Annotated in this window: 9 protein-coding genes; 3 read left to right on the top strand and 6 right to left on the bottom strand. The window is 53.0% G+C overall.

Annotation, left to right across the window (positions count from 1 at the left end; genetic code table 11):
- Positions 1–28 precede the first annotated feature (28 nt).
- From DEP07_RS02455 to DEP07_RS02445, 3 genes are read right to left on the bottom strand one after another with little or no spacing between them, the layout of a single operon-like run.
- Positions 29–1,174, bottom strand: coding sequence for a sensor histidine kinase (locus DEP07_RS02455; RefSeq protein WP_122963990.1), 1,146 nt, complete (start codon positions 1,172–1,174; stop codon positions 29–31).
- On the bottom strand, positions 1,171–1,845 hold the full coding sequence (locus tag DEP07_RS02450) for a response regulator transcription factor (protein WP_122963989.1): 675 nt from the start codon (positions 1,843–1,845) through the stop codon (positions 1,171–1,173). Before DEP07_RS02450 ends, DEP07_RS02455 begins: the two co-directional genes overlap by 4 nt.
- Entirely contained in the window at positions 1,842–3,614 is a 1,773-nt protein-coding gene (locus tag DEP07_RS02445; protein WP_122963988.1) for an ABC transporter ATP-binding protein, read from the bottom strand. Before DEP07_RS02445 ends, DEP07_RS02450 begins: the two co-directional genes overlap by 4 nt.
- A gap of 280 nt (positions 3,615–3,894) precedes the next feature.
- On the opposite strand from DEP07_RS02445, the gene acnA reads away from it, so the two are divergent.
- A complete protein-coding gene (gene acnA, locus DEP07_RS02440; protein ID WP_173596890.1) occupies positions 3,895–6,624 on the top strand; it encodes an aconitate hydratase AcnA in 2,730 nt (909 codons plus the stop codon).
- Positions 6,625–6,849: 225 nt separating this feature from the next.
- On the opposite strand, the gene DEP07_RS02435 is transcribed toward acnA, so the two are convergent.
- The 3 genes from DEP07_RS02435 to DEP07_RS02425 are packed head-to-tail and all read right to left on the bottom strand — an operon-like array spanning position 6,850 to position 11,147.
- A complete protein-coding gene (locus DEP07_RS02435; RefSeq protein ID WP_279635069.1) occupies positions 6,850–8,736 on the bottom strand; it encodes an ABC transporter ATP-binding protein in 1,887 nt (628 codons plus the stop codon).
- A complete protein-coding gene (locus DEP07_RS02430; RefSeq protein WP_242774934.1) occupies positions 8,733–10,463 on the bottom strand; it encodes an ABC transporter ATP-binding protein in 1,731 nt (576 codons plus the stop codon). Before DEP07_RS02430 ends, DEP07_RS02435 begins: the two co-directional genes overlap by 4 nt.
- Positions 10,464–10,499: 36 nt before the next feature.
- A complete protein-coding gene (locus DEP07_RS02425) occupies positions 10,500–11,147 on the bottom strand; it encodes a TetR/AcrR family transcriptional regulator (RefSeq protein ID WP_122964072.1) in 648 nt (215 codons plus the stop codon).
- A 152-nt stretch (positions 11,148–11,299) separates the two neighbouring features.
- Here DEP07_RS02425 and DEP07_RS02420 point away from each other — a divergent pair, with 152 nt between their 5' ends.
- Together DEP07_RS02420 and alr are read left to right on the top strand one after the other, a co-directional pair.
- Positions 11,300–11,623, top strand: coding sequence for a DUF3892 domain-containing protein (locus DEP07_RS02420; protein WP_122963985.1), 324 nt, complete (start codon positions 11,300–11,302; stop codon positions 11,621–11,623).
- A 145-nt stretch (positions 11,624–11,768) separates the two neighbouring features.
- Positions 11,769–12,950, top strand: coding sequence for an alanine racemase (alr, locus tag DEP07_RS02415; protein WP_122964071.1), 1,182 nt, complete (start codon positions 11,769–11,771; stop codon positions 12,948–12,950).
- Positions 12,951–13,059 lie beyond the last annotated feature (109 nt).

Here is a 13,059-nt window from a genome sequence, read left to right as displayed (position 1 = left end):
TCTACCCAAAGGGGAGCATATCAGGCTCTCAAGGTCTTTTTCTTTTTCGATGCTGTTCCTCGGCGCCAGGCTGCCCATCTGTTTGAGCGTCCGCCTGCTCGCTCGGCCATGCTACTGTAAAAGTCGTTCCTTTTCCCGGCTCGCTCTCCACGGAAATGGTCGCCTCGTGCATCTCCACAATTTTTTTGACGATGGACAGTCCAAGACCGCTTCCGCCTGTTGTGCGATTGCGCGACTTGTCTTCCTTAAAAAACCGCTCAAAAATGCGTTCGAGATTTTCTTTGGCGATGCCGATCCCCGTATCGGAAATGCGCACCTGTACAGCGCCCTGCTGCTCGTGCAGTGCGACGCGAATCTGCCCGCCCGGCTCGGTGAACTTGATGCTGTTGGCAAGCAGATTGTTCCACACCTGGCTCATCATGTCCTCGTCAGCCACGATGTACACCTTTTCCAGATCAAGCTCCATTTCAATTTCTTTGTCCAGCCATTGCGGCTCGCAAGCCAAAATGATTTGTTGCAACTGCTGATCGAGACGATAGCGCTTGCGTTCAAACGGGTGATGCTTGCCCTCCAGCGAGGTCAGCTTCAACAAGTTGTCGCTGATTTTGGACAAGCGGTTGCTTTCCGTTTCGATGATCTCCAAGTAATGTTGACGCTCTTCGGCGCTCAGGCTGTCGTTTTGCAGGGCGCGGGCGAAGCCGCGAATCGAAGTCAGCGGCGACTGGATTTCATGCGAGACATTGGAAATGAACTCTTGGCGCATGTTCTCCATTTCCTGCAATTGCTCCGCCATGTGATTGATGCCCGCCACGAGTTGCCCCCACTCCCGCTCCACTTTGAAATCCAGATTCACGTTGAAATCTCCTTTGGCAATCCGTCTTAACGCATCGATCAGCAATTGAAACAGCTCCAGATGTCGCGGACGGACAAAGCGAGAAATCACAGACGCTATGAGAATAAACAAAACGAAGCTGAGGAAAGAGCTGACTACTGCTCGAATAAATTCGCTCTGCGTAAGTCCGGCATAGTGGAAAACGAAACCGGTCGCCCAATACGCCCCAGCCCCGCAGGCGATGAGCAAAGCCACCAGCCCGACCAGAAACAGCAGTTTCAGAACGATAAACTTGCGACTGGAATGGGACAAATGGTTCGGCATTTGTTTTGGCTGTTTCATTTGTCCAGCTCCAGTCGATAACCGAGGCCACGGACGGTGCGGATGCGAAAGCCGTACTCCCCTTCCGGAAAACGCTCGCGCAGCCGATTGATGTGCACGTCGACGGTGCGTTCGTTGCCTTCAAAATCGTAGCCCCAGATTTGCTCGATCAACTGCTCGCGCGGAATCGTCTGCCCCGGATAGCTCGCCAGCTTGAACAACAGTTCAAACTCTTTCAACGGAATCGTCCACGCCTTGTCCTGACACGCAATCTCGAACGTCTTGCGATCCAACTGCAAAAGCCCTGCCTGTACTTTGTGGGAGGCGGCGATTTTGTAGCGCTTGAGCAGCGCTTTTACCCGCACAGCCAGTTCTGCCGGCTCAAACGGCTTGACGAGATAATCGTCCGTTCCGAGTTCGAAGCCTTTGACTTTTTGTGCCGTCTCTCCTTTGGCCGTCAGCATGAGCAGCGGGGTATCGTAATGCTCACGCAATTGTCGGCACAGCTCCCAGCCGTCCATCTGCGGCATCATAATATCGAGGATGACCAGATCGGCACCGGGCGATTCCATTTTTTTCAGCGCCTCGACGCCATTTTCCGCTTCCACGACCTCGAAGCCCTCGTTGCGCAAAAAGACGCGGACAAGCTCACGAATGTGCGGATCATCGTCCACTACCATAATTTTCGTCATGTCGCCTGCACCTTCTCCTTCATCAGCAATTGCTGGCTAGCCAGCTCCTTGTACATGTCGTGCGATTCAAACAGTTGTTCGTGCGTTCCCATTCCGGTTATTTTGCCTTTTTCCAGGAAGATGATCTGATCCGCGTCCACCACGGTAGACAGTCGGTGGGCAATCACGAGAGTCGTGCGCCCCTTCATCAAGTTTTGCAATGCTTGCTGAACGATGATTTCCGACTTGCTGTCGAGGCTTGAGGTCGCTTCATCCAGCATCAAAATTTGCGGATCGCGCAGCAGGGCGCGGGCAATCCCGATGCGTTGGCGCTGTCCTCCCGACAGCTTGACGCCTCGCTCTCCTACTTGAGTGTCGTAGCCATCAGGCAATTCGTCAATAAACTGGTCCGCGTACGCCATCGCCGCCGCTTGTTTCAGTTCTGCTTCGCTAATCGGGCGGGAAATGCCGTAGCAAATATTTTCCCGGATCGTCCCTGCAATCAAAGGGCTTTCCTGGGAGACGTAGCCGATCTTGCTGCGCCATGATGCCAGCGAAAACGTATCGATCGGATCATGTCCCAAGCGAATTTCGCCTTCTGCTGGCTGATAAAACCGTTCCAGCAAGGCGAACAGCGTCGTTTTGCCGCTTCCGCTCGGCCCGACAATCGCCGTCACTTTTCCCGCCGAAATCGTGAAGCTGACCTGATCGAGAATGCGCTCCCCGTTTTCGTAGGCAAAGCCCACTTTGTCCAGCTGGATCGGCAGCGCTGCATTTTCCAGTGTGCGACCTGTCTCGTGATCTTCCTCCGGTTCCTCCAATGTAGCTATGATTCGCTCTGTTGCGCCCATTGCCTTTTGCAGTTGGGTAAAAAATTGGGTAAACTGCCCCAGCGGCATGATGATCTGAACGAGGTACAAAATAAACGCGACAAGTTCGCCAGCGCTCAGAGCACCAGTCGCAACGCGCATCCCGCCGTAGCCCATGATCACGACGAGCAACACCATCAAAACGAACGAGATCAACGGCCCGATCATCGCCTGCACGCGGCCTTCTTTCAGCCCGTAACGGAACAGGTTGCCAATCCCCCGGCTTCCGGCTGCGTACTCATGCGGCTCGGCGTTTTGCGCCTTGACCAGCCGCACCTCGGACAAGACTTGATTCATGACCGTGGTAAAGCTCGCTGTCTCATCTTGCAGCCCTTTGGAGATTTTGTACATTTGCCGGCCTAACGGGACGAGAATCGCGATGGACAGCGGGACGGCGATCAGCATCGTCAGCGTCATTTGCCAATCGAGGTACAACAGCGTTGCCACCGATCCGATGATGGCGATAATTCCGGTAAAAAAGTTGGCGAGGTGCTCGCTGATCAGTCCTCTGACAACCCCGGTGTCGTTCGTCATCCGGCTGATCGTTTCTCCCGTGCGATGGTTGTCATAATAAGCGACGGGCAGGACGAGCAGTTTTTTCCACAAGCGCTCACGCAGCGCAGCCACAATGCTCTGGCCGACGTGATTCAACAAGTAAATGGACAAGCCGCTGGCAATGGCTTGCGCGACGAAAGCAATCATCAACAGCGCAATTTGCCCCTGGCTGATCGTCGAAAGGGTGAAGCTGTCGACGAGGTCTTTCGTAAACATCGGAATGACCAGACTGACCACAGTCGTCGCGATGCTCATAAACAAGGCGATGCCGAGCTTCATTTTGGACGGCTTCGTTGCCTTGATGAGTTGATAAAAAGGTCGCCAATTTCCCAATCCGGGTCGTTGGTTGGTCGTTTGTTCTTTCATATAGCTGACTCCTCTGCTTGTTTTTCGTGACAAGTGATACGATAACGGATGAATGTAAACGAAATATAAACGGGATAATACATGAAGTCTGGATATTTTTCCTTCATTAAATACAACGGGAAACATACCGGTTTGTTTTTTCTCCCATCATTTTTGTATATAAATGATGAATTTGGGGTAGAAGCCGGGAAACAAATCGAGTATAATAAGTTCGTAATAAGGAAACGAAACTGCGTTTCACCAGATGAAACCCCAAGTTACAATAGGGAGGTTGTATACATTGGCTAAACAAGATGCTTACAAAGTGAAATCTTCCCTGCAAGTAGGCGACAAGTCTTTCGCGTACTATCGCCTGCAAGGATTGGAAGAACAAGGACTCGGCGATGTTTCCAAACTGCCGTTCTCCATTAAAGTTTTGCTTGAGGCTGCTGTACGTCAGTTCGATGGCCGTGCGATCACCAAAGAACACGTACAACAACTGGCGACCTGGACAAAAGGCCGCGACGAAAACCAAGAAGTACCACTCATGCCAGCTCGTATCGTCCTGCAAGACTTCACAGGCGTACCTGCTGTCGTTGACTTGGCAGCGATGCGTATCGCGATGAAGCGCGCTGGTGGAGATCCAAAACGAATCAACCCGCTCGTGCCTGTTGATCTCGTAATCGACCACTCCGTAATGGTTGACGATTTCGGTAATGCAGCAGCTCTGGACAACAACATGAAGCTCGAATTTGAACGCAACCAAGAGCGCTACCGTTTCCTGCGTTGGGCGCAAACAGCGTTTGACAACTTCCGTGCTGTTCCTCCAGCTACTGGTATCGTTCACCAAGTAAACCTGGAGTACTTGGCAACTGTTATCGCTACTCGCGAAGTAGATGGCGAACTCGTTGCTTTCCCTGACTCTCTGGTAGGTACTGACTCCCACACCACTATGATCAACGGTCTTGGTGTTCTTGGTTGGGGTGTCGGTGGTATCGAGGCAGAAGCAGGAATGCTCGGTCAACCTCTGTACTTCGTAACACCAGAAGTTGTCGGCTTCAAACTGACTGGCACCCTGAATGCTGGTGCAACAGCAACTGACCTCGCCCTGACTGTTACGCAAATGCTGCGTAAAAAAGGTGTGGTAGGTAAATTCGTGGAGTTCTACGGCCCTGGCCTGTCCAACATCTCGCTGGCTGACCGCGCTACCGTAGCAAACATGGCTCCTGAGTACGGCGCTACAATGGGCTTCTTCCCTGTAGATGCGGAGACACTCAACTACATGCGTCAAACTGGTCGTGAAGAAGACCTGATCTCTCTGGTAGAAACTTACACCAAAGCACAAGGTCTGTTCCGTACCGACGACACTCCAGACCCAGTCTTCTCCGAAACATTGGAACTGGATTTGTCCACTGTCGTACCAAGCTTGGCTGGTCCAAAACGCCCGCAAGACCGCGTAGAGCTGACTGCTATGAAGGAATCCTTCAACAACAGCCTCCGTACGCCAATCGACAAAGGCGGATTTGGTCTTTCCGAAGAGAAAATCGCAGCAAGCGCACCAGTTGCTTATCCAAACGGTGAAACCGCTACGCTGAAAACAGGTGCTGTCGTGATCGCAGCGATTACTTCCTGTACCAATACATCAAATCCTAGCGTAATGCTGGGTGCAGGTATCCTGGCGAAAAAAGCAGTGGAAAAAGGTTTGAAAAAGCCTCCTTTCGTGAAAAGCTCCCTGGCTCCAGGTTCCCGCGTCGTAACGCAATACCTGACTGACGCTGGTCTGATTGATTCTTTGGATGCGATCGGATTCAACGTAGTCGGCTACGGTTGCACCACTTGCATCGGTAACTCCGGTCCATTGCCGGAAGAAACCAGCAAAGCAATCGCTGACGAAGACCTGACAGTAGCAGCTGTTCTGTCCGGTAACCGTAACTTCGAAGGACGTATCCATGCACAGGTAAAAGCGAACTACCTCGCTTCTCCTCCATTGGTTATCGCCTACGCACTGGCTGGTACTGTAGACATCGACCTGACTACAGAACCAATCGGTACTGGCAAAGACGGAGAGCCTGTTTACCTGAAAGACATCTGGCCAACTCCACAAGAAATCTCGGAAGCAATGGGCAAAGCAATGAACCCAGACCTGTTCCGTGCCGAGTACGGCCAAGTGTTCACACAAAACGAAGCTTGGAACAAAATCGACGTTCCAACTGGCGATCTGTACGAGTGGGACGAAAAATCCACCTACATCCAAGAACCGCCATTCTTCAAAGACCTTGCTGGCGAAATCGCAGCGATCGCAGACATCAAAGCAGCGAACACCATCGCTCTGTTCGGTGACTCTGTGACAACTGACCACATCTCCCCAGCTGGTAACATCTCGCCAACCAGCCCTGCAGGTATTTATCTGCAAGCAAATGGCGTAGAGCGCAAAGACTTCAACTCCTACGGCGCTCGTCGTGGTAGCCACGATGTCATGATGCGCGGTACGTTTGCCAACATCCGTATCCGCAACCAAGTGGCTCCTGGCACTGAGGGCGGCGTAACGAAATACTTGCCATCCGGCGAAGTTATGTCCATCTACGATGCTTCCATGAAGTATCAAGCAGACGGCACTCCACTCGTTGTACTGGCTGGTAAAGAGTACGGTACTGGTTCTTCCCGTGACTGGGCAGCAAAAGGTACTTTCCTCTTGGGCATCAAAGCGGTTATCGCTGAGAGCTTCGAGCGTATCCACCGTGCGAACCTCGTAGGTATGGGCGTTCTGCCTCTGCAATTCGCTGACGGCCAAAGCTGGAAGTCCCTGGGCATCGACGGTACTGAGTCCTTCAGCATCCTGGGTCTCTCCGACGAAGTTCAGCCAGGCCAACGCGTAACAGTAGAAGCAACCAAACAAGACGGCAGCAAGTTCGAGTTCGAAGTAATCGTTCGTCTCGACTCCATGGTAGACGTAGACTACTACCGCAACGGTGGTATTCTGCAAACTGTTCTTCGCCAGCTGCTGGACGAAGGCAAACCAGTAAACGCGTAAGTTTTCGCGACACAAATAAGTTCGTAACAGCACCCACCCAAAAAAGCAGGCCCCGGAGTTTTCGGCGGCCTGCTTTTTCGTGTTCTGGAGCACGTACAAAAACCACCACAAAAAGTCTGTGGTGGTTACTGATTTACTACTCTCCTGGCGTTTGGTTTGGAAAGAAAGCAGTTCAAGTGTCACGGAGCTTTGCCAGCGGAGGCTGGGAAGAATCCCGCACTTTTATTAGCTTACCTGCGGCTCGCTGTCTTGCGAAAACTGGCTGTTGTACAAATCGGCGTAGAAACCGCCCTGCGCCAGCAGTTCTGCGTGATTCCCCTGCTCGATCACCGTGCCCTTGTTCATGACGAGAATCATATCGGCATCGCGGATCGTCGACAGGCGATGGGCGATCACAAAGCTCGTTCGTCCTTCCATCAGACCAGCCATCGCTTTTTGAATCAACAGCTCTGTCCGGGTATCGACGCTGCTCGTCGCCTCATCGAGAATCAAAATCGCCGGATCGGCGAGGAACGCCCTGGCAATCGTCAAAAGCTGCTTCTGTCCTTGCGAGATATTCGATGCTTCCTCATTCAGCATCGTCTCGTATCCTTCCGGCAGTGTCCGCACAAAATGGTCGGCATGTGCTGCTTTCGCCGCCTCGATGATCTCGGCGTCGCTTGCCCCCGCCCGTCCGTAGGCGATATTTTCCTTGATCGTTCCGTTAAACAGCCACGTGTCCTGCAGCACCATGCCAAACTGGCTCCGCAGCTCGCCCCGCGGCAAATCGCGGATGTCGTGTCCGTCAATCGTAATGCGTCCGCCATCAAGCTCGTAGAAGCGCATGAGCAAATTGACCAAAGTAGTCTTGCCAGCCCCGGTCGGTCCGACGATCGCCACCGTCATGCCTGGCTGTACATCGATGTTCATATCCGTGATCAGCGGTTCCGCTTCCTTGTAGCCAAACGACACGTGTTCGAACTGCACATGCCCCTGCGAACGGACAGCGACAGCTTCCGAGCGCTCATCTGCCGACTCCTCTTCTGCGTCCAGCACTTCAAAAACGCGTTCGGCAGCGACAAGCGTTGACTGGATGATGTTCGCAATGTTGGCCGTTTGGGTAATCGGCTGGGAAAACTGCTGGGCGTACTGGATGAACGCCTGCACATCCCCGATCGTGATACTGCCGCGAGTCACGAGCACGCCTCCGACTACACAGACAAGCACAAATCCGATATTGCCGACAAACATCATCAAAGGCATCATGATCCCGGCAAGAAACTGCGCCTTCCAGCCTGATTGATACAGCTTTTCGTTAATCGCATCGAACTTCTCGATCGCGCTTTTTTCCCGGCCAAACGCTTTGACGATTTTATGCCCTGTGTACATTTCTTCCACGTGACCGTTCAGTTCGCCGAGCGCTTGCTGCTGTCCTTTGAAATGCGGCATCGAGCGGGAAGCCACCAGTTTGATCACAACGACGCTAAGCGGCAAGGTCAGCATCAAAATCACTGTCATCAGCGGACTGATCGTCAGCATCATGACGACTACCCCCACCAGCGTGATGATCGACGTGATCGTCTGCGTCAAGCTTTGCTGCAACGTCCCGCTGATCGTATCCACATCGTTGACGACCCGGCTCATGATCTCGCCATGCGTGCGCTCGTCAAAGTATTTCAGCGGCAGCCGCGCCAGCTTTTCATTTACTTCTTTGCGCAAAGCATACACGGTCTTTTGCGCGACAGAAGCCATCACGTATTGCTGAATATAGGCAAACAGAGACGAAAACAAATACAGCCCGATCAGCGTCACGATAATTTGCCAGATCGCAGAAAAATCGAACGTCGCCCCAGGTACTCCCTTTACCTTGCCCATGAATCCTTCGAAAATCGTAGTCGTTGCATTCCCCAGCAGCTTCGGACTGAGAATACCGAAAATCGTACTGAGTGCAGCGGTCAAAAAGACGATGAACAGCTGGAAGCGATACGGCTTCAAATAGCCGAGCAAGCGGCGCAGCGTCCCTTTGAAATCTTTTGCCTTCTGACCAGGCATTGTCAGCATTCCAGGCCCGCCGAAGCCCATCGGCCTTTGCCCGCCTGGCCCTTGGGGAGGTCGTTGTTGATTTTCCTTCATGCGAGTTCCTCCTCTGTCAGTTGGGATGTGACAATCTCCTGGTAGATGCTACAGGTAGCAAGCAGCTCGCGGTGTGTGCCGATCCCCGCCACTCTGCCTTCCTCCAGCACGATGATTTGGTCAGCGTCCATCACCGTGTTGACCCGCTGTGCCACGATGATGACCGTCGCCTCCTGCGTTTCGCTTTTCAAGGCAGCTCTCAGCTTGGCATCTGTTTTGAAATCAAGCGCCGAAAAGCTGTCGTCAAAAATGTAGACGCCCGGCTGGCGAACGAGCGCCCGGGCAATCGAAAGCCGCTGCTTTTGCCCGCCGGACAAATTGGCTCCGCCCTGCGAGAGCACCGTATCCAATCCGTCCGGCATGTTCTCGATAAAGTCTGTGGCTTGGGCAATGTCCAGTGCGTGCCGGATTTCCTCTGTTGTCGCCTCTTCTTTTCCGTAACGAATATTGTCCGCAATCGTCCCGGTGAACAGCAGAGCCTTTTGCGGCACGAAGCCAATGTTTGTCCGCAGCTCGCTTTGCGGCCAGTCGCGCACATCCGTGCCGCCTACTTGAACACACCCGCTCTCGACATCGTAAAAGCGCGGGATCAGGCTGGCAAGCGTGCTTTTCCCCGAGCCGGTTCCCCCGATCACGGCCGTCACCTGTCCACGCCGGGCCACGAAAGAAATGTCGGAGAGGGCGGGCTTTTCTGCGCCTGGATAGCGGAACGTCACTTGGTCAAAAACGACGTCTCCCCCTGTGCTTGCTTTCCCTACACTTGCCTGCTCGCGGTCGACGATGACCGGCTCAGTCGAGAGCACGTCGTGAATCCGCGCCGCTGAAGCGGAAGCTCTCGGCACCATGCTGAACATCATCGACGCCATCATCAAGGAAAACAAAATTTGCATCGCATACTGCAAAAAGGCCATCAAATCGCCTACTTGCATATGGCCCGTGCTAATCCGCAATCCGCCAAACCAGATGATCGCAATCGAAGTGGCATTCATCATCAGCATCATGACAGGCATCATCCCAGCCATGATCTGGTTGGCTTTGATCGCTGTCGCAGTCAAATCTTCGTTCGCGCGATTGAAGCGTCCCCGCTCGTGCTCAATCCGATTGAAAGCCCGCACGACGCGGATGCCTGTCAACGACTCGCGCAGCACGAGATTGAGCTTGTCGATTTTGCCTTGCATGGCTTGGAAATACGGAATCCCTTTCGAGCCGATCCCGAAAATCGCCAGGACCAAAATCGGAATCGCCACAATGATCACGATGGACAGCTCCGCGTCTTTGGACAAAGCCATGATGATCCCGCCGATACACATCATCGGAGCCATGACCATCATCCGCAACATCATGTTCAGCACCTGCTGGACTTGGGCAATGTCATTGGTCGTTCTCGTGATCAGCGAAGCGGTCCCGTGCTTGTCGAACTCCTCCAGCGAGAACCGTTCAATATGACTGAACACGCTGCTGCGTATCCGCATCCCGAAACCGGAAGCAGAACGGGATGCCATGTAGCTGGCCGCGACAGACAAAACTGCAGCGCCTGCCGAGACAAGCAGCATGAAGCCGCCCGTTGTCCATATATAAGCCGTATTTTCCTTCACGATCCCTTCGTTGACGATATGTGACATCAACGTCGGGAGATACAAGTTCGCAATCGACTGAAGCAACATAAACAACATCGTCAGAAAGACCATCTGACGGTATGGCCGTAAATAACGCAATAATTTCAGCAAAAAAATCCTCCTTTTGTCCTTCAGCTACATGCGCGGTTAAGGCCGGAGCATGGAGACGCACGATTCAGTTGCCGCTTCAATCTCATCCGTGAGCAACGCCTTGATTTGTTCCATATCATGTCCGTCCGCGCGCAAGTTCTTCTTTTTCCGGTGCAAATAACCCATCGCGTGCATCATCGCTCCCCAAAACTGCTCCGCGAGCAACTCCGGCGACATTTGACGCACATCGCCTGCCTCCATCCCTTGGCGGAGCGCATCTACCATGACTTGCAAATTGTTGTCGCGCCACATCAGCCCACGCAGTTCTTCCCCCGTAAACAGCTCACGCAAATCATGGCGCATGCGAAAAAAGAACATGACATGCAAAGAGCGTTCAAACAAATTGTGGAACATGACGAGGGCAAACTGTTTGCACAGTTCTACCGCTGTCCCTTCCTGCGAAAAATGATAGCGGGTATGCTTGTTGGAGAGCTGAAACATATGCGCAAACAAATCGCGAAACAACGAGCGCTTGTCTTTGTAGTAGTAATACACCAGTCCTCTGGCTACTCCGGCATGCTCAGCCACATCCTTGATATCTGCGGCTGCGTAGCCCTTTTCCACATAAACAGCAAGAGCGCCCTGCATGATCGCTTCCTTTCGCTGGGCGCGAATTTCTTCGTTCTGCTCCTTTGAGCGAGGCACGAGCTGCTCCCCCCTTTTTTCATTGACTTTCGTGTCAGTCAAAATATAATCCTGTTAGCAGCGACTGTCAATAGGTGAAAATCGTCGCTGTAAAACGAATGCATGTTCTCTTCCCGCTTGAGCCACCCTTATAGGGAAGGAGGGATACGATCATGAGCGAGCAAAACTTTGAACAAATTTATGCGGAATACAAAGCGGCAGGCGAGCAACAGGCTTTGCGCGAAAGCGACCAGGGCTACCTCCCGTCTGCTGCGGGCAAAGAGCAGATTGTTGCCGTGCGCAAAAATGACGATGGCGATTTGATCGCCTTCAAAACAAACTCGGGAAGGGAGCTGGATTACCTCACCGCTTTGCAGGAGGCCAAGGCGGGGAACCTGGCGCATGTGGACGTGTTTCACAAGTACGGACGGGATATTTTGCGCAGCGAGCCTGACGGCATCAAGGAAAACAACCTGGACAACCTCCCTGCTTTTTAAGTCGCCACACCCTGTACAGGCCATTGATCCGATGGCCTGCTTTTATTTGCTTCGCGAAAAGCAGGCCACGCCTAAGCAGCAGGGGCAGCGAATATTTATGGAAAAAGCAGGATTTCTCATTTCACCAAATGGGGAGGAACATACTGTGAAACAGTTGTTTCGAGAAACGTGGATCGAAGTCAATCTCGATGCGATCAAGAAAAATATTCGGGCGTTCCGTCGCTATATTCCCAAGCAGACGAAAATCATGGCGGTGGTCAAGGCGAACGCTTACGGACATGGTTCGGTAGGCGTTGCCCGCCACGCTCTGCAGTACGGAGCAACCTCTCTTGCTGTCGCGATCATCGAGGAAGGCATTGTCCTGCGCCAGGCGGGAATCACCGCCCCGATCCTTGTGCTTGGATTCACCCCGCTCTCCCGCGTCAAGGAAGCACTCGCCTGGAATATCGAGCTATCCGCCTTCCAGGTAGACTGGATCAAAGAAGCGCAAAAAATTGTCCGCGCATCCGATTTCAGCGGCCGCCTGAACATTCACGTCAATATGGACACAGGGATGGGACGTCTTGGCGTACGGACAAAGAAAAATCTGCTCTCCGTCGTAAAAGCATTGGAGGCCAGCCCGGACTTGCACTGGAATGGCATTTTCACCCATTTTTCCACCGCCGATGAAGCCGACCACACCTTGACCAAGCTACAGCACGAGCTTTTCGTCAATGGCCTGCGCTATTTGGAGCAACACGGGTTCAAGCTCCCGACCGTACACATGTGCAATACAGCCGCCGCCATCGCCTATCCGGATTACAGCGCAGATATGATTCGCCTCGGCATCGGCATGTACGGACTGTATCCGTCCGCTTACATTCGCAGCCTGAATCGCATCAGGCTCGTGCCCGCGCTCAGTTTGAAGTCGCGTTTTTCGTATGTGAAAACGATGCTGTCGGAACCGTACACGATCAGCTATGGAGCGACGTACATAGCGAAAAAAGGCGAAGTCATCGGAACGATTCCCATCGGTTATGCCGACGGCTACTCGCGCGCTTTGTCGAACCGCGGGTTTGTGTTGTACAAAGGCAAGCGCATGCCCATTGCCGGGCGCGTGACGATGGATCAGCTGATGGTCAGTCTCGGCGAGCGAAAAGCGAAGCAAGGCGAGGAAATCGTCCTGTACGGCAAGCAAGAAGGCGGAGAAATTACCGTGGATGAAATCGCGGAAATGCTCGGAACGATCAACTACGAAGTCGTGGCTACTTTAAGCAACCGCATCCCGCGCTTGTTTTTGGTCAAAGGAGAAGTCGTGGAAATCACGCATTTGCTGCCAAAAGGATAACCGCTTGCCCACTCCCCTGTACGAACAGCATCCGCTGTCAGCAGGGGAGTTTTTTCGCATAGATTAGCCGCCAGCAACAAAACATAAGAGAATCTTGCCATGGAAAGGA

The organism is Brevibacillus sp., assembly GCF_003521185.1.
Taxonomy (GTDB): domain Bacteria; phylum Bacillota; class Bacilli; order Brevibacillales; family Brevibacillaceae; genus Brevibacillus; species Brevibacillus parabrevis.
This window is presented reverse-complemented; position numbering and strand designations above follow the sequence as displayed.

Bases quoted from the DNA above. Each gene is read 5' to 3' on its own strand.
- DEP07_RS02445 (WP_122963988.1), bottom strand. From the start codon at position 3,614: ATGAAAGAACAAACGACCAACCAACGACCCGGATTGGGAAATTGGCGA.
- DEP07_RS02435 (WP_279635069.1), bottom strand. From the start codon at position 8,736: ATGAAGGAAAATCAACAACGACCTCCCCAAGGGCCAGGCGGGCAAAGG.
- DEP07_RS02420 (WP_122963985.1), top strand. From the start codon at position 11,300: ATGAGCGAGCAAAACTTTGAACAAATTTATGCGGAATACAAAGCGGCA.
- DEP07_RS02450 (WP_122963989.1), bottom strand. From the start codon at position 1,845: ATGACGAAAATTATGGTAGTGGACGATGATCCGCACATTCGTGAGCTT.
- DEP07_RS02455 (WP_122963990.1), bottom strand. From the start codon at position 1,174: ATGAAACAGCCAAAACAAATGCCGAACCATTTGTCCCATTCCAGTCGC.